Source organism: Roseixanthobacter pseudopolyaromaticivorans (genome assembly GCF_043195145.2).
GTDB lineage: Bacteria > Pseudomonadota > Alphaproteobacteria > Rhizobiales > Xanthobacteraceae > NCEH01.
The window spans coordinates 32,578-47,784 of sequence record NZ_JBAFWQ020000001.1 but is presented as its reverse complement, the minus strand read 5'-3'; the positions used below and the strand labels follow the sequence as shown (position 1 = coordinate 47,784).

The window sequence follows — 15,207 nt, the reverse complement described above, 5'->3', positions numbered from 1 at the left end:
ACGTGAGCCAGCCCGTCGACGACTTCGAGGACCTCTTCGATCACGCGCCCTGCGGCTACCTCTCCGCCGACGCCGGCGGGCGCATCACGAGGGCCAACGCGACCTTCGTGGCCTGGACGGGCCACCCGGTGGCCCGGCTCGTCGGGCGCAAGTTCCCCGAAATCCTGAATATCGCGGGCCGCATCTACTTCGAGACGCATTTCGCCCCGTTGCTGCGCATGCAGGGCTTCTTCAACGAAGTCGCTCTTGAGGTCGTGAAAGCCGATGGTTCTACACTCCCGGTGCTCGTCAACGCCGTAGAGCGACGCGACGAAACGGGCGCGGTGTCGTTCGTTCGCATCACCGTCTTCAACGCCACCGACCGGCGTCGCTACGAACGCGAGATGTTGGAAGCCCGCCGGGTGGCAGAATCGGCCACCGCTCAACTTGGTGAGTTGAACGCGACACTAGAGGCCCGAGTGGAGGAGCGTACCCGCGAGCGCGACCGGGCGTGGCGCCTGTCGCAGGATCTCCTCGTCGTCGCCGGCACGGACGGTAGGCTCGGCGCCGTGAACACCGCCTGGACGATGCTGCTGGGCTGGCCCGAGAAGGAGCTCGTGGGCTCTACCTTCATGGAGTTCACTCACCCCGACGATTTGACCGCAACGCTGGAGGCGTTCGCCGGCATCGTCGAGGCGCCCCTCGCGGTCCCGTACGAGTACCGGCTCCGGCACGCGGACGGCAGTTATCGGTGGTTCGCCTGGACGGCCGCCTTCGAGGACGGGTGCGTCTACGCGAACGGACGGCACGTAACTGCTGAGCGGGAGCAGCGCGATTCGCTGGCCCGGGCCGAGGAGGCGCTCCGCCAAGCGCAGAAAATGGAGGCAATCGGCCAACTGACGGGCGGCATCGCTCACGACTTCAACAACCTGCTCGCCGGCATCAGCGGATCGCTCGAACTCATGCAGAACCGCATGGGCCAGGGGCGCTTCGGCGACCTCGACCGCTACATGAGCGTGGCGCAGGGCGCTGCCAAGCGCGCTGCCGCCCTCACCCACCGCTTGCTGGCCTTCTCCCGCCGCCAGACGCTCGATCCGAAGCCGACCAACGTGAACCGGCTGATCGCCGGCGTAGAGGAGTTGATCCGGCGCACCATCGGACCACAGGTCACCCTCGACGTAGTCGGCGCCGCGGGTGCGTGGCCGGCGCTGATCGACCCGGGGCAGTTGGAGAACGCGCTTCTCAACCTGTGCATCAATGCGCGTGATGCCATGCCTGAGGGCGGGCGCATCACGGTCGAGACCGCGAACAAGTGGCTCGACGAGGCCGGCGCGCGGCGGCACGACATGCCCCCGGGCCAGTACCTCAGCGTTAGCGTTACTGACACCGGGACCGGCATGCCCCCGGAGATCATCGCCAAGGTCTTCGAGCCCTTCTTCACGACCAAGCCGGTCGGCGAAGGTACGGGGCTGGGGCTTTCCATGGTCTACGGCTTCGCGCGTCAGTCGGGCGGGCAGGTGCGCATCTACTCGGAGGTGGGTCAGGGGACGACAGTGTGCCTCTACCTTCCCCGGCACCACGGACCATCCGACGAGGACGACATCTCCGGACAGCTAGCCACGGTCGGTCGGGCGGCGTCGGGCGAGACCGTGCTAATCGTCGACGACGAGCCGTCCGTCAGGATGCTGGTGACGGAGGTGCTTGAGGATCTAGGTTACACGGCCGTGGAGGCGGCAGACAGCGTAGCCGGCCTGAAGGTGCTGAGATCAGACGTGCGCCTCGACCTCTTGATCACGGACGTGGGGCTGCCGGGAGGCATGAACGGCCGTCAGATGGCGGAAGCCGGCCGGGCGGGCCGGCCGGGATTGAAGGTGCTGTTTATCACGGGGTTCGCCGAGAACAGCCTGTTCGGCCATGGCCACCTCGACCCCGGCATGCAGGTGCTCACGAAGCCGTTCGCCATAGAAGTGCTCGCGTCCCGCGTCAGGGATCTCATGCCGCCGCCAGCGGCGTCCAGGATCTAGGCTCCCAAGCTGTCGGGTAGCCGGCGACATGGCATTCATCACGTCATTCCGGCTGTCCGGCATGGACGAGGCTTTCGCGCGCGGCGCTGGCGACCAACCGCTTGGGAGCCACCGCGCGCCATCGCCGCTCCACGAACGGTCGCAACATCTCCGGCTGAAGTGCATCTAGTCGGGCGAGCACGATGGCGGAACGTGCGGATTCCGTCGTGGTCGCAGGGTAGCGCTACCCGCTACGCGCTACTTCCGGAGTCGAGAATCCTGCCTCCACGCACGCTACGGAGCGAGATCGACAATCCGCCAGGAGGTTGCCAGCCTTGCCGGCTCGTCGATGATGAGGTCAGAAAAGCTCAACATGGCGAGGCCGCTATCCGGTCATCTTTCCTGCAGGGCCAATCGGATGCCGAGCCCCAGATAGATCACGCCGATCACGCGACCTTGCCAACGACCGATGCCGCGATGACGTGCGAGCCAGCCAGCGACATGCCCGGCGGCGAGCGCGATCAGGGCTGTGTAGACGGCACTCATGGCTACGAAGACAAGGCCGAGTGTAGCCAGCTGTCCCACAACTGAGCCCTGCTCGGGGTGCACGAACTGCGGCAGGAACGCGAGAAAGAAGAGCGCCGTTTTCGGGTTCAGCACCTCGGCCAGCACCGCCTGCCGAAACGCGAGCGGCGCATCTACCAGCCGGGCAGAGCTTAGGTGAAAGTCCTCACCATGTTCCAGCAACGCGCGGATACCGAGATAGATGAGGTAGGCGGCGCCCGCATATTTCACCACGCTGAAGGCCAGCGCCGAGGTCATCAGGACCGCGGAGAGGCCAAGCGTGGCCATCACCGTGTGCAGCAAGTCACCGGCTGCAATCCCGAAGCCGGTGGCGATACCAACGCGCCGTCCTCCGACTGACGCGCGAGCGAGCACGAGAAGTACGGCTGGCCCTGGAATGAGGAAAAGACCGAGAACCACGGCGACGTAGGTCAGAAGCGTATCGACATGTGGCATCGTGGTTCCCCACCGGCTTCGGTAGATCGCCAAGCCAGAACGGAGATCAAATTGCAAGCCCGTCAGCGGTCGGTTCGTAGCTCCGCTTCCACCGATGTTGTGTGACCACGATCAGGTCGAGCCAGGGCGCGACCGGCCTCTCACCGGCGTGATCAAGCAGGTGAATTGCTGGGTGGACGCGCCCCCGGCGCAGGGAACACGACAGGAATGCCTGCCCTGTGCTAGCCCGCATTTCTCACCAGTGTGAGGCTGCGCAGGTTGGATAGGGTTTAGCGTGGCGCGCCTGGCGAGGGCGCGCGTTTGTGCGACCGCTCGTTGCGGAGTGCCGGCTCGACGATGATCGTGTTGGTTGAAGGGGCGGGGTGGATGCGGCCGTCAGGCGGTGGCGTTTCGTAATCGCGCATGGACCAGCGCCCATTCGGGCTGGTTTGGGCAGCCGGACGCCATGGCGAACCTGATGCGCCGCACCGAGACCGTGACGAGGGCGCCGATCTTGAGAAGCTTGAGGCGGATGGTGCCGCAGGTCGCCTGGGCGAACTGGGTGTGGGCAAGGCCGATGCGGCGCAGGGCGCAGAGCAGCACGTAGGCCATCGAGGCGAACCAGAGCCGCAACTGGTTGGCGCGCATGGTGGCGGCCGATGTGCGGTCGGCGAAGAGGTCGCCCTGCGCCTCCTTGAGGCGGTTCTCCATGTCGCCTCTGGCGCAATAGACCTCTTCGTAGAGGTGGCGAGCCGCGACCTCGGCCGGCTTCAACGAGGTCACGATGAAGCGCGGATTGGCCTCGCCGCCGGTCCACTCGGCCTTGGCGATCACGCGCCGCCGGCGCGACCACGAATCGAGCGTCGACCAGTTGAAGTCCCTGAAGCGCCGGGCCGGCTTGCCGGTTCGCCGGGCCTCCTCCTCGGCCTGGATCAGGGCGACCGCGATCTCGGCAACGAGCCGCTCGTTGCGCGCCAGGCCGAACACGAAGTCGACCCGGTTTCCTTCGCACCAGGCCATCAGGGCGTCGCGGGCGAAGCCGGAATCGGCCCGCAGCAGGATGCGCACCCGCGGCCAGCGCGCCCGGATCTGGCCGACGATCCGCTCGACCTCCTCGATCGCACCGGCCGAAGCGTCGATGTTGGAGCGCCTCAGCTTGGCGGCCAGCAGATGCCGCCCGCAGAAGATGTACAGCGGCAGGTAGCAATAGCCGTCGTAGTAGCCGTGGAAGAAGCGGCCCTCCTGCTGGCCGTGGATGGGGTCGTCCGTTGCGTCGAGATCGAGCACGATCTGTTTGGGCGCCGTGCGATGCGCCTCCAGGAACAAGCTCACGAACAGGTGCTCGACCGCCGCGCCGTCGCAGCCGACCCGGTGATACCGCGTCGGCTCCGGCCCCGAGAGCTCGAGCCGGTTCAGCGTCGACTTGCCGGCGAGCGGCGCGCAATCCGAGCGTCGCGCCGCGAGCTTGCCGGCGAGCACCGCCAAAGCAGGGTCATGGCGCAACTCGTCGTGGTCGACGAGGTCCTCGTAGCCGAGCGCGATCCCGAAGACCCGCTGGCCGACCAGTGTCGCCACGCCATGCTCGATGCGGGTGGGAGCGCGTTCGTCCCGGAAGCATTGCGCGAACCGGTCCACCAGCCGGATGACCCGATCCGTCGCGCCCAGCAGCAGCGCGCCCGCATCCGACGTGATCTTGCCGCCATCGAACCCGGCCACCACCGACCGCCCCGCCACAGGTGCAAAGCCGAACCGATCCGGGCTACACTGTGTCGGCATCGGGGAGCTCCTCTGGCTCAGCATAAGTCGTTGCAGCACAACAACTTTGCCTCACTCAGAGCCCCGATGCACCTGCCCGTAGTGAGAAATGCGGGTTAGGTGATTGGGTGGCAAAACGCGTCTAGGCGATCAGTTGGTCGACCACATTCCGTTCGATCCCGTCGATACTGCAAAGATAAACGTGCGGCGGCACCGCTGTCTCAAGGAGCAACATGGTTCTCGATCCGGCTGCGGTCTACGACGCTCTGGTCACGCAAGATCGCCTTCGTCTTCCAGAGCTACCCCGAACGCACGGTATTTACGCCCTCTACGATCATGCTGGAGACATGCGCTACATCGGCATCACACCTGTCGACCCGCACGGTTTCCATGGTCGGATCAACAATCGACACGTCACAGGCTCAGAGGGCCGCAGCCACAAGTTCTCTCATGCCTACAACACGGGTCGCATGTGGCGGAACAAGAGGGACAACGGTGCGGATGCCAAAGTTGCAAAGGATCTGAGAAGCCACTTCGCCCGCCGCTATTGCCGCGCGACAATCGTTCCTGTCGAGCGAGAGCTTCACGCCTTGCTGCCAACGTTCGAGAAGGCCGTCCAGGCCAAGGCGCCGGCAGGACAACTGCTTTGGCTCAACAAGCGAGGCTTTGATCCCTACGACGAGCCAGTGGCACTCGTGGACAGCTTGCTCTCAGAGCTCGCGTTCACCTCCGAACAGCATGCTGCCCTTGGCAGGCAGCAGGCCCGCTGGTCCGCGTCGTAGCACCTGGCCAACGGCGCTGTGCCTCGATGGGTATTCTGTCGCTCGGTCACTGCGCTCAACCCGCTGCATCAGCCCTTCTGGCGCGCCCCCCCGCCACGACCGCCGCGAGCGCCAGCTTTAGGTTGGGAGGGTAACGCTGGTCACGGGCAAGGACGGCCACCCAGTCCGCCGCGTCAAGGTCGCCATCAGCCACATCGTCGAGGGCGCCCGCATCATCGTAGAGCGAGCTCCCGTCATTCGGTGACCGAGCATCGAACCAAGCGGCCAAGCGCCGTGCAGCGAGTCATGGCGCCCTGGCCGCATCAGCTAATTTGCGAGCGCAGTTCACGCCGGTGCGAGCTCCGGCACGCTGTCCGTCCGAGGTCCGGTCGCCACAATCTGCAGCGAGCCGTCCGCGAGCGGTCGCTGCAGCGAAGCCGCCTCAGACCAAGGTGCTCGAAGCCACGCCTCGCGCTCCTGGTCGGTCGTCAGGATCACCGGCATAGCCTTCGGATGGACGGCCCGGACCTCCCGGTTCGGGTCGGTCGTTAGGAATGCATATAGGTCCGCAGTCTCCTGACCCGCCTTGATCTTCCGCACGCCAGTCCACTGCGGCAGCCAGATCCCGGCGAAGCAGGTCAGCGGCCGGCTCTCATCGAAGGCGAACCAGACGTTCCCGCCCGCGCCTTTGTTGAACTCGCTGAAGCTGTTGAGCGGCACGAGGCAGCGATGAGCCGGTTCGAGCCAAGGCTTCCAGTGCCGGCTCGACGTGTTGCGAACGTTCGTCGTCCCGCCATCCGGCTCCATGCGCAGGAGCTCGTCGAAATCGACGTCCTTGCCCTTGGCCCGCAGCTTGTCGGCCCTCGCCTTCGCAGCCTCGAACAGTGCTTGCTTGCTGCTCGGCATGCCCCAGCGCGCCATGCCGAGCGCGCGTGTCCCGTTCTCGCCCGTGCGTACGATAGGCGCGGCGTAATCCGGGTAGATGCCCGGCATCGGTGGCAGATTGCCAGTCAGATCGGTGTCGACCCGGAAGAGGCGCCGGATCGCTTCCTGGTTCGTCGTTGCGCTGTAGAGATTGCACATCGCGGGTCAGCGACGAGACCGCGCAGCGCCAATGATGGCGGCGACGGCAAGCAGGATGCCGATCACCATCGCGCCGATCGCCGCGATGAAGGGGACATCGGTCCGAGTGCGCAACGTCAGCTTGCCGGCCTGGAGTTCGGTCGCCGCACCGGACTTTGGGAGTTCGGCAGGATTGAAATCGTTGGTCATGCTTGGACCATATTGCCTTCGGACTGTCACTGCGAGGCTGCCGCTAGCCAGAACTCGTCAGTTGGCTGAGGATAATGTCCTCTGCCAACTATCTGCAATGCTCGCCCTAGCCCCTGTAAAGTATGCGTCAGCCGATCCCGGCCTTGAGTTGATGGTGGTGGTTCGCCGAAGTGGCTGTCATGACGGACAGCACGACGACGGCATCACTCGCTAACCCCTCTTACGACGGTAGTATGAGCGGCTCCGGTGCCCGCGCGGGCCGCGGCGTCGAGGTTCGTGTGCGGGAGGTCCGGCGCCGGAACTGGTCGACGGAGGAGCGGCTGCGGATTGTCCGGGAGACGCTGGAGCCCGGCGTGATCGTCCAGGCGGTGGCGGACCGGCACGGCGTCAGCACCGGCCAGCTCTACACCTGGCGCAAGCAGATGCTGGCCACGGCGATGGCGGGCTTTGTGCCGGTGGAGGTGGTCCCGGAGGCGCCGCAGCTCCCGCCGCCCGGCCCGGTCATGTCGCCTGACAGCTGCGTGCCGTCTGGCATGATCGAGATCACGCTGCCCTCCGGCGCCAGCATTCGCATCACCGGATGCGCCGACGCCGCGACGCTGCGCGTCGTGCTGGCCGGGATGGGTGGGCGCTGATGCTGGGCCCGCCGCCGGGTACGCGAGTGTTCCTTGCCTGCGGCACGACGGATATGCGCAAGGGCTTTGACGGTCTGGCCGCGCAGGTGCAGACGGTGCTGGCGCAGGATCCCTACGGCGGCGCGATGTTCTGCTTTCGCGGCCGCCGCGGCGACCTGCTCAAGATTCTGGTCTGGGACGGACAGGGCCTGATCCTCATCGCCAAGAGGCTGGAGAAGGGCAGGTTCGTCTGGCCGCAGACGCAGGCTGGCGTCGTCTCGCTGACCGCGGCGCAGCTCTCGATGCTGTTCGAGGGGATCGACTGGCGCATGCCCGCCTGGACTGCGCGGCCGCAGGCCACGGTGTAGCCAATCCGCCATTGCAGCGGCCATCGCGTTGCGTAGAATCATGATGTGCACGCTGCGTCGTTCGACACGCCTGACGCCGAGATCGCAGCGCTCCGCGCGCTGCTGGCGGAACGCGACGCGGTGCTGGCCGAGCGCGATGCCGAGTTGCGCAACGCGACCTTCGAGATCGAGAAGCTAAAGGTCCAACTCGCCACGCTGCGGCGGGACCGCTACGGCAAGTCGTCGGAGAAGCTGGCCATCGAGATTGAGAACGGCGGTGCGAAATTCGTCCACGGTAGCGGCGGCATGATGCGGCTGCGGGCGGCTTAAAAGTCGTCCAGTTTTCCCTTTCTGCGGCAGCAGGGAGGGCGTGGGGATTTACAGCGTGGAGCTATATCTGAGAGTTCGTCAGGCTTGTGCGGAGGGCATGAGCCAGCGGGAAGCGGCACGGGTGTTTAATGTGTCGCGGGACACGGTTCGGAAGATGATGTCGTTTTCGGTTCCGCCCGGCTACCGTCGAACGGTCGAAGTCCGCCGCCCGAAGCTCGATCCGTTTATCCCGATCATCGAGGGGTGGTTGGAGGCTGACCGGATCATGCCACGCAAGCAGCGGCATACGGCGAAGCGGGTGTTCGACCGGCTTCGCGATGAGTGTGGCTTCACCGGCGGCTATACGATCATCAAGGATTACATCCGGGAACGTGAGCGACGTGGCCAGGAGGTGTTCGTGCCGCTGTCGCATCCGCCGGGCCACGCTCAGGCCGACTTCGGCGAAGCCCTGGTCCGGATCGGCGGGGTCGAGCAGAAGGCACACTTCTTCGTGCTGGACCTCCCGCACAGCGATGGCTGTTACGTCCGGGGTTATCCTGCAGCGGTGGCCGAGGCCTGGGTGGATGGCCATATCCATGCCTTCGCGTTCTTCGGTGCGGTTCCCCAGTCTGTGCTCTACGACAACGACCGGTGCCTGGTGGCGAAGATCCTGCCGGATGGAACCAGAAAGCGTGCCTCGCTGTTCAGCGGGTTCCTGTCGCACTACCTGATCCGGGATCGCTATGGCCGGCCGGGCAAGGGCAACGACAAGGGGAATGTCGAAGGCCTGGTGGGCTACTCTCGGCGCAACTTCATGGTGCCGCTACCGGAGTTCGCCACTTGGGACGCGTTCAATCTGTGGCTGGAGGAGCAGTGCCGCAAGCGTCAGCGCGCAGTCCTGCGCGGCGAAAGCGAGACGATCGGTGAGAGATTGCAGCATGACCTTGCTGCGATGCGCGCCCTCCCGGCGGCGCCGTTCGATGCCTGCGATCAGGACAACGGCCGGGTCTCGTCGCAATCTCTGGTGCGCTACAAGACCAACGACTACTCGGTGCCGGTTGCATACGGCCACCAGGATGTCTGGATCCGGGGCTATATCCATGAGGTGGTGATTGGCTGCCGGGGCGAGGTGATCGCCCGCCATCCCCGATGCTGGGATCGCGACGAACTGGTCTTCAACCCGATCCATTACCTCCCGCTGATCGAGCAGAAGATCAATGCGTTGGATCAAGCCGCCCCGTTACAGGGCTGGGACCTGCCGGAGGAGTTCGCCACCTTGCGCCGCCTGATGGAGGTGCGGATGAACCGACAGGGTCGGCGCGAATATGTTCAGGTCCTGCGGCTGTTGGAGGCCTTCGATCTGGCGGACGTGCGGGCGGCAGTGCTCCAGGCTCTTCGGATGGGGGCGCTCAGCTTCGATGCGGTGAAGCATCTTCTCCTGTGCCGGGTGGAGCGTCGTCCGCCGCGACTGGACCTCGACTGCTATCCCTACCTGCCGAAGGCGATGGTCGAGAAGACCAAGGCCGGGTCTTACATGCGGCTGCTGTCGGATGATGCGGCATGAGTGATGCCCCGGAAATCCTGCTCGCCCATCACCTCAAAGCGCTGAAGCTGCCGACCTTCCTGCGCGAACATCAAAAGCTGGCCCGCCAATGCGCGGCGGAAGGGCTGGACCATGTCCGATACCTGGCACGGCTTGTCGAACTCGAACTGATCGACCGGGAAAGGCGAATGGTCGAGCGGCGCATCAAGGCCGCGAAGTTCCCGGCCGTCAAAAGCCTGGACAGCTTCGACTTTGCGGCCATTCCGAAGCTGAACAAGATGCAGGTGCTGGAACTGGCCCGGTGCGAATGGATCGAACGGCGCGAGAATGTCATTGCCCTCGGCCCGTCCGGCACCGGCAAGACCCATGTCGCCCTCGGCATCGGGCGGGCCGCTTGTCAGAAGGGCCTCTCGGTTGGCTTCACCACCGCCGCAGCGCTGGTCAGCGAGATGATGGAGGCCCGCGATGAGCGCCGCCTGCTGCGCTTCCAGAAGCAGATGGCCGGTTACAAGCTTCTCATCATCGACGAGCTCGGCTTCGTGCCCCTGTCGAAAACGGGTGCCGAGTTGCTGTTCGAACTGATCTCGCAGCGCTATGAGCGCGGATCGACCCTCATCACAAGCAATCTGCCCTTCGATGAATGGACCGAGACATTCGGCTCGGAGCGCCTGACCGGCGCACTGCTCGACCGATTGACCCACCACGTCAGCATCCTCGAGATGAACGGCGAAAGTTACCGCCTCGCCAACAGCACTGCCCGCAAGCGGCGCTGATCAAGATCCAGGCATCTTACAACTACTGGCCCTGACGGGCCAGCGCGCCATGGCACGCGCCAGCTATGTGGGAAGCGCGCGCGCCATGGCGCACATCCTCACCAACTGGCCTGGTTTTGCTCCGCCGCCGTGGTCGACTTTTGCGCCGCCGTTGACAGAGCAGCCTGGGCGGGTGGCATGTCGCCAAGCGGAACAAGGGCTGCGGCTCGCGCCAGCGTTCGCACCAGCATTGCGTCTCCGAAACGCATCCCGTGTCCTCTCAACTGCGGCAATGACCTTACTGGTTCGGGCGTCATGTCGATGGCCGCGCGGACCAGGAGGCGCTGAAGCCAGCGCAGCGGCGCGGGCAGGATGGGCGCGTTGCCCATGATAGTAATGAACTCGGCAAGGTTGTCCGATCCCTCGAGCCCCGGCGCCGTAGTCGCGAGCAGAGCTTCCCACTCGGCCCACGATCTCGGCGCGCCGGTTGCGCCATAGAGCTTCGCGGCGGGCTCAGCCTCGCTGAAGGCGGCGGACTTCTCACTGGGCGACAGCGCCCGAACATAGCGGTGATACGCCTCAGTGAACCCGAACGTCGCGGTCGCCTGCACCCAGTTCAGCAAGCGCGGGTCATTGGCGTGGTAGTCTATGCCGCCCGGCGTGGTGCCTCGCACTCTATCGTGCAGCCGAACGACATGCGCGATCATCTCCTGCGCCGCCGAGCGGGGGCCATAGACCGTCACCATCGCGGCGAAGCCAGTCCGGTGCAGCCGCAAGCCGGGATCGCGCCGAAAGCCGCTGTGGTCCCAGACGCCTGACCGCACGGACGGCTCGGCCAGTTCGAGAAGCACTGCGGCGACACCGCCGACATACAGCGCAATGGGGTTAGCGAACACGCGCCAGGATACACCATCTGCCGGCGCAAGCGCCGGCTCGCCCGATGGGCGACGGAAATCAAAGTCCATCCCAGCAGGCGGGCGCATAAATTTCTTGATCGCGCCCAGCATCACCGCGCCTCCTCAACGATCGTCGCAAGCCCGCGCATATTCCGCACCATCAGCGGCGGAGCATGCTCGTCTTGCAGTGTGCCGCTTGACATGGCGCATCTCCATTTATGATAAGTCACTACTCATAAATAAGGAGTGCGCATGCCAGGATCAACCGGCGAGAAGCGCGAAGACGCCCGTGTGGCGCGGTCCCGGGCGGCGATGCGACAGGCATTGCTTGCCCTGTTGGAGCGGATGCCGCTCGAAGACATTACCGGCGCGATGATCGCAAAGCAGGCGAAGGTCGGCTACGCGACCTTCTTCCGGCATTACGTCGACATGCGCGCGCTGCTGGTCGACACCGTGGCCGTGCTGACCGACGAGCTTGCGCAAGGCATGATGCCTGCCCTGCTGGCGGCCGACAGCGGGGGTGCAGCATCGGTGCTGATCCACGCGGTACAAGCGCGGCGGACAGTGTTCCGCGCCTTGCTGTCTGGGGCCGGCGCGACGCTGCGCGCAGAATTGGCTCGTCAAGTAATCGAACGTGTCGCGATCCTGCCCGATTTTTCGCAATCGTGGCTGCCCCGTCGTCTGGCACTGCGGATCGCGGTGACAGGCACGATTGAACTGCTTGATTGGTGGCTGAGAGAGGAGCCGGATCGCGATCCGCCGGATGTCGCAGTTCTGTTGGATCGACTGGTGATCTCGCCGCTCGCCGACAGGACGGAAAAGTGAGGATCGTCACGGCCGTCTGGACGCGAGCAAGACAGTCTTCTGCGATCGGTGGAACGTCGCTGAGTTTCGCACAGCCTGCCCTTCAGCCGGCCTGTCTGGATCCTAACGGCAGCTACAAACAAGAGGCACTTGAACGCTAGCCAGCGGAAACTACGTTTTCGTGGGCCCATAATCGGGACCAACATGGAGATACAGGACACCAGCGTAGGGTAAGAGCGAGATGTCTTCCGCCAACGATATCACCCCTGCTTCAGGTTCAATTCGCGACACCTCGGAAGAATGTGCAGCGTCCGCTGTGTCCCTGTGGCAAGCAAGCCTGCACGGTGATCGGGACGCTTTTCAGCAACTACTTAATCCGCACCTTGAGGAACTGCTCGCTGCCGCGCGGCGCGATCTTCGGTATCATTTTGCAATCGGCGACATTAGGCAAGACGAGATCTCCGCCGAGGAGTTGGTGGGCGAAACGCTTCTTCGCGCGTGGCGCGATCGCAGTCGTCGGCCGCATTCGCTCGATATTCGGCCCTGGCTGCTCGGTCTCCAATTCCGCGTTCTGACGCGCATCGTTAAGCAGGAGCTCCTACGGCGCGACTTGGTCTCCGTCTCGCTCGAAGCGCCGGCTCCCGCAGAGCCGATCTACGACGATGACGAGTCATTCTGGGAGTGGTATCAGCCGGACGAGACGTTACGATGGGAGGATATCGTAGCCGTCGACGCCACCGCCGGAGTGGAAGAACCAGAACTGTTCGATCGCGCCGTGTCAGGGCTTTCGCCGCTTGCGAGGCAAGTGCTGATCTTCCGTCATGTTCATCGCTTCACAGTCGGGGAGGTCGCATCCAGCCTCGGGCTACCCTCCCGCCGGGTTTCCGAGCTTTGGCTTGAGGGTCACGCTGTCCTGGTAGGCACAAAAAGGGACGACCGCGGCGCGAACTCGGATTGACTGGACTCCGCGCGCGTCAACCCCGAAATTACGAGATCGTGTCACCGATGCGGCGCGCGTGATGGCCGAGGACCGGAGCATTCCCAGGCCTGGCCGATGCATCGTGGTCCTTGCTCTCGAGCCTTTCGCATCGGGTGCTGGAAATGTCCGAGAGCGCGCAAGCGGCGGTTTCGACGAGCGGTACCGGGGCGCCGATCACTCGGATGAAGCTACGCAGTCCACCCGGTCTTCGATCTCGAAGGCATGCGTCTCGACCCACCGATCGAGTTCACGGATGACGCTGCTCAGCGAGAAACCTAAAGGCGTGAGCGAATATTCAACCCGAGGGGGCACCTCCGAGTAGCTGGTGCGCTCTACCAGGCCGTACTGCTGGAGACGGCGTAGCGCCTGAACGAGCATCTTTTCTGAAATACCGCCGATGCGCCGGCGCAGTTCTGCGGTGCGGTAGGTGCGTTCGCTGAGCGCGTGCACGACCAGCAGCGTCCATTTTTCCGCTAGCAAAGTAAGCACCTTCCTTGCCGGACAATCGGCAAGGAACACATCGCAGCGGAGTTCACGGAAAGCAGAGATTTTTTCCATACTTACCTCTAGGTACGTACTTCTTCGGAAGGAGGTATGGCCACATGTCTTCGCGCGCAAGATGCCGCGCCACTTGGGTTCGGCGTCTGACGATAAAAGGAGATGCGAGATGAAGTTACTTTCGATCTTGATGGCAGCTGTCTCGGCTTCCCTGCTGCCCCTAGCCGCTCCAGCCCAGGAACGGCCTGTCGCCATAGAGGAGCAGTCGGTCACGCAGGCACCCGCGTTCTACCGAGTGATGCTCGGCGATTTCAAAGTTACGGTTCTCAACGATGGCACCACCGCGGTGCCGTTCGGCGACCTACTGCATGGCGCAGATCGGGCCAAGCTGTCAGAGATGTTCCGGCGAGCCGGCGAGCCGATTGATCGCGAGACCTCGATCAACAGCTATCTGATCGATACCGGCGACCGTCGCATCTTGATCGAAGCGGGCGCGGGGCGTCTCTTCGGCGACTGCTGCGGCCGCCTCCCCGCGACGCTGAGGGCGGCCGGCTACGGGCCGGAGGTGATCGACGCCGTTCTGCTCACGCATGTCCATGGAGATCATTCAGGGGGCCTCACGCTGGATGGTCGCCGGGTCTTCCCAAATGCCGACATCTATCTGGCGAAGAGCGAACTCGACTACTGGCTGAGCGATGCTGCAAAGGCCCGCGCAAAGGCAAGCCATCAGAAAATGTTTGAGGAGGGCCGTGCGGCGCTGACTCCGTATCAGGCAGCTGGCCGCCTCCGGACCTTCACCGCGCCGACTACTTTGTTTCCGGGCATCCGCGCCATAGCCGCGCCCGGTCATACCCCGGGCCATAGCTTCTATGAGATCGAGAGCCGCGGGCAGCGTATGCGGGTGATTGGTGACATCATCCACGTGGCCGAGATCCAGCTGCGCCGACCCGATATCACTATCGACTTCGACGCGGACGAGAAACTGGCGGCGAAGACCAGAGCGGCTACCCTGGGTGAGCTCGCCAGCACGCACGAATTAATTGCAGGCCCGCACATCTCCTTCCCCGGACTAGGGCATATGGTCCATTCCGGGGCTGGCTATGCGTGGATGCCGATCCCCTATTCCACAGCCGTTCGCCAAGTCGGGCAATGACATTTGACGCTTCTCCGCGTCGTCGCCACGCGGCCAGCGGCGGCGCGGCATTCTCATCGGACGGTGCCCTCGAGCACGGCGCGGTCGGTGACCGCGCCGGAGATCAAATGTCGGCGTCCACTCCCACCTTACATCACCGCGCCGGCGGCGGTAGCATAAGCGGTTCCGTGAGTTTGACGATTTGCTTTTGCCCCTCGTCGTCAACGACCTCCACGCTTGTAAGGCCGGTCGGCCCCTCGTCAACGGTCACACTGCGCGGCTTACGGATGAGGTGATCGAGGCCCTCGACGGCGACTTCGAGAATGTCGTCTTTAGGGTCGTAGGTAATACCAAAGATTGGCACCCATTTTGTCGCGATCTGGTCACCGAGCGTCAATGCGGCGACCTCGATCTGCGCACGCTTTCCCTCCAATCCCTTTGACACGCGATTGCAGTACGACTGCCATTCGCTTTTCGAAAGTTGATGCACGGCCATTCAAGATCTCCTGTTTTCAGCGGCAACCCTTGCCAAGAACGCTAAAGTCACGACACGAGCGCCGGTGT

At 64.3% G+C, this 15,207-nt stretch carries 17 protein-coding genes; 10 read left to right on the top strand and 7 right to left on the bottom strand.

Features of this window, described 5'->3' with window-relative positions; translation table 11 throughout:
• Positions 1 to 2: 2 nt before the first annotated feature.
• A complete protein-coding gene (locus V5F68_RS24665) occupies positions 3 to 2,003 on the top strand; it encodes an ATP-binding protein (protein ID WP_509274728.1) in 2,001 nt (666 codons plus the stop codon).
• Between the two features lie 372 nt (positions 2,004 to 2,375).
• Here V5F68_RS24665 and V5F68_RS24660 read toward each other — a convergent pair whose 3' ends face one another.
• Positions 2,376 to 3,002 carry a LysE family translocator gene (locus tag V5F68_RS24660; protein ID WP_394016404.1) on the bottom strand — a complete coding sequence of 209 codons (627 nt, stop codon included), beginning with the start codon at positions 3,000 to 3,002 and terminating at the stop codon, positions 2,376 to 2,378.
• 375 nt (positions 3,003 to 3,377) lie between these two features.
• Positions 3,378 to 4,757: an IS1380 family transposase gene (locus V5F68_RS24655; protein WP_394016405.1), complete on the bottom strand. Its 1,380-nt coding sequence runs from the start codon at positions 4,755 to 4,757 to the stop codon at positions 3,378 to 3,380.
• Between the two features lie 212 nt (positions 4,758 to 4,969).
• Here V5F68_RS24655 and V5F68_RS24650 point away from each other — a divergent pair, with 212 nt between their 5' ends.
• Positions 4,970 to 5,518, top strand: coding sequence for a hypothetical protein (locus tag V5F68_RS24650; protein WP_394016406.1), 549 nt, complete (start codon positions 4,970 to 4,972; stop codon positions 5,516 to 5,518).
• A 324-nt stretch (positions 5,519 to 5,842) separates the two neighbouring features.
• Here the strand turns inward: V5F68_RS24650 and V5F68_RS24645 are convergent, their stop codons facing one another.
• Both V5F68_RS24645 and V5F68_RS24640 read right to left on the bottom strand, forming a co-directional pair.
• On the bottom strand, positions 5,843 to 6,580 hold the full coding sequence (locus V5F68_RS24645; RefSeq protein ID WP_394016407.1) for an SOS response-associated peptidase: 738 nt from the start codon (positions 6,578 to 6,580) through the stop codon (positions 5,843 to 5,845).
• A gap of 6 nt (positions 6,581 to 6,586) precedes the next feature.
• Positions 6,587 to 6,769, bottom strand: coding sequence for a hypothetical protein (locus V5F68_RS24640; RefSeq protein WP_394016408.1), 183 nt, complete (start codon positions 6,767 to 6,769; stop codon positions 6,587 to 6,589).
• Positions 6,770 to 7,002: 233 nt separating this feature from the next.
• Between V5F68_RS24640 and tnpA the strand changes: the two genes are divergently transcribed.
• Genes tnpA through istB form a run of 5 tightly spaced genes read left to right on the top strand, consistent with a single transcriptional unit; the run spans position 7,003 to position 10,355 of the window.
• Positions 7,003 to 7,404, top strand: coding sequence for an IS66-like element accessory protein TnpA (gene tnpA, locus V5F68_RS24635; RefSeq protein WP_394016409.1), 402 nt, complete (start codon positions 7,003 to 7,005; stop codon positions 7,402 to 7,404).
• Entirely contained in the window at positions 7,404 to 7,751 is a 348-nt protein-coding gene (gene tnpB / locus V5F68_RS24630) for an IS66 family insertion sequence element accessory protein TnpB (protein WP_394016410.1), read from the top strand. Before tnpA ends, tnpB begins: the two co-directional genes overlap by 1 nt.
• Before the next feature lie 45 nt (positions 7,752 to 7,796).
• A complete protein-coding gene (locus V5F68_RS24625; protein ID WP_509274732.1) occupies positions 7,797 to 8,060 on the top strand; it encodes a hypothetical protein in 264 nt (87 codons plus the stop codon).
• A 55-nt stretch (positions 8,061 to 8,115) separates the two neighbouring features.
• Positions 8,116 to 9,603: an IS21 family transposase gene (gene istA, locus V5F68_RS24620; RefSeq protein WP_394072782.1), complete on the top strand. Its 1,488-nt coding sequence runs from the start codon at positions 8,116 to 8,118 to the stop codon at positions 9,601 to 9,603.
• Positions 9,600 to 10,355, top strand: a complete 756-nt coding sequence (istB, locus tag V5F68_RS24615) for an IS21-like element ISPve1 family helper ATPase IstB (protein WP_394016433.1) — start codon at positions 9,600 to 9,602, stop codon at positions 10,353 to 10,355. The genes istA and istB overlap by 4 nt, the downstream gene beginning before the upstream one ends.
• A 98-nt stretch (positions 10,356 to 10,453) precedes the next feature.
• Here istB and V5F68_RS24610 read toward each other — a convergent pair whose 3' ends face one another.
• Positions 10,454 to 11,341, bottom strand: a complete 888-nt coding sequence (locus V5F68_RS24610) for an oxygenase MpaB family protein (protein ID WP_509274731.1) — start codon at positions 11,339 to 11,341, stop codon at positions 10,454 to 10,456.
• A gap of 141 nt (positions 11,342 to 11,482) precedes the next feature.
• Between V5F68_RS24610 and V5F68_RS24605 the strand changes: the two genes are divergently transcribed.
• Together V5F68_RS24605 and V5F68_RS24600 are read left to right on the top strand one after the other, a co-directional pair.
• Positions 11,483 to 12,055, top strand: coding sequence for a TetR/AcrR family transcriptional regulator (locus V5F68_RS24605; RefSeq protein WP_137901587.1), 573 nt, complete (start codon positions 11,483 to 11,485; stop codon positions 12,053 to 12,055).
• 220 nt (positions 12,056 to 12,275) lie between these two features.
• Positions 12,276 to 12,992 carry an RNA polymerase sigma factor gene (locus tag V5F68_RS24600; RefSeq protein ID WP_137901586.1) on the top strand — a complete coding sequence of 239 codons (717 nt, stop codon included), beginning with the start codon at positions 12,276 to 12,278 and terminating at the stop codon, positions 12,990 to 12,992.
• A gap of 195 nt (positions 12,993 to 13,187) precedes the next feature.
• On the opposite strand, the gene V5F68_RS24595 is transcribed toward V5F68_RS24600, so the two are convergent.
• The gene (locus V5F68_RS24595; RefSeq protein WP_137901585.1) at positions 13,188 to 13,571 is read right to left on the bottom strand and encodes a winged helix-turn-helix transcriptional regulator; all 384 of its coding nucleotides are present in this window, start codon (positions 13,569 to 13,571) and stop codon (positions 13,188 to 13,190) included.
• A 109-nt stretch (positions 13,572 to 13,680) separates the two neighbouring features.
• Between V5F68_RS24595 and V5F68_RS24590 the strand changes: the two genes are divergently transcribed.
• Positions 13,681 to 14,664, top strand: coding sequence for an MBL fold metallo-hydrolase (locus tag V5F68_RS24590; RefSeq protein WP_393986273.1), 984 nt, complete (start codon positions 13,681 to 13,683; stop codon positions 14,662 to 14,664).
• A 133-nt stretch (positions 14,665 to 14,797) separates the two neighbouring features.
• Here V5F68_RS24590 and V5F68_RS24585 read toward each other — a convergent pair whose 3' ends face one another.
• Positions 14,798 to 15,139, bottom strand: a complete 342-nt coding sequence (locus tag V5F68_RS24585) for a DUF5335 domain-containing protein (RefSeq protein ID WP_137901583.1) — start codon at positions 15,137 to 15,139, stop codon at positions 14,798 to 14,800.
• Between the last annotated feature and the right edge of the window lie 68 nt (positions 15,140 to 15,207).

Coding starts and splice junctions, on each gene's coding strand:
- tnpA (WP_394016409.1), top strand. CDS start 7,003: ATGAGCGGCTCCGGTGCCCGCGCGGGCCGCGGCGTCGAGGTTCGTGTG.
- istB (WP_394016433.1), top strand. CDS start 9,600: ATGAGTGATGCCCCGGAAATCCTGCTCGCCCATCACCTCAAAGCGCTG.
- V5F68_RS24645 (WP_394016407.1), bottom strand. CDS start 6,580: ATGTGCAATCTCTACAGCGCAACGACGAACCAGGAAGCGATCCGGCGC.
- V5F68_RS24605 (WP_137901587.1), top strand. CDS start 11,483: ATGCCAGGATCAACCGGCGAGAAGCGCGAAGACGCCCGTGTGGCGCGG.
- tnpB (WP_394016410.1), top strand. CDS start 7,404: ATGCTGGGCCCGCCGCCGGGTACGCGAGTGTTCCTTGCCTGCGGCACG.
- V5F68_RS24590 (WP_393986273.1), top strand. CDS start 13,681: ATGAAGTTACTTTCGATCTTGATGGCAGCTGTCTCGGCTTCCCTGCTG.
- V5F68_RS24610 (WP_509274731.1), bottom strand. CDS start 11,341: ATGCTGGGCGCGATCAAGAAATTTATGCGCCCGCCTGCTGGGATGGAC.
- V5F68_RS24655 (WP_394016405.1), bottom strand. CDS start 4,757: ATGCCGACACAGTGTAGCCCGGATCGGTTCGGCTTTGCACCTGTGGCG.
- V5F68_RS24640 (WP_394016408.1), bottom strand. CDS start 6,769: ATGACCAACGATTTCAATCCTGCCGAACTCCCAAAGTCCGGTGCGGCG.
- V5F68_RS24595 (WP_137901585.1), bottom strand. CDS start 13,571: ATGGAAAAAATCTCTGCTTTCCGTGAACTCCGCTGCGATGTGTTCCTT.
- V5F68_RS24600 (WP_137901586.1), top strand. CDS start 12,276: ATGTCTTCCGCCAACGATATCACCCCTGCTTCAGGTTCAATTCGCGAC.
- V5F68_RS24585 (WP_137901583.1), bottom strand. CDS start 15,139: ATGGCCGTGCATCAACTTTCGAAAAGCGAATGGCAGTCGTACTGCAAT.
- V5F68_RS24650 (WP_394016406.1), top strand. CDS start 4,970: ATGGTTCTCGATCCGGCTGCGGTCTACGACGCTCTGGTCACGCAAGAT.
- V5F68_RS24660 (WP_394016404.1), bottom strand. CDS start 3,002: ATGCCACATGTCGATACGCTTCTGACCTACGTCGCCGTGGTTCTCGGT.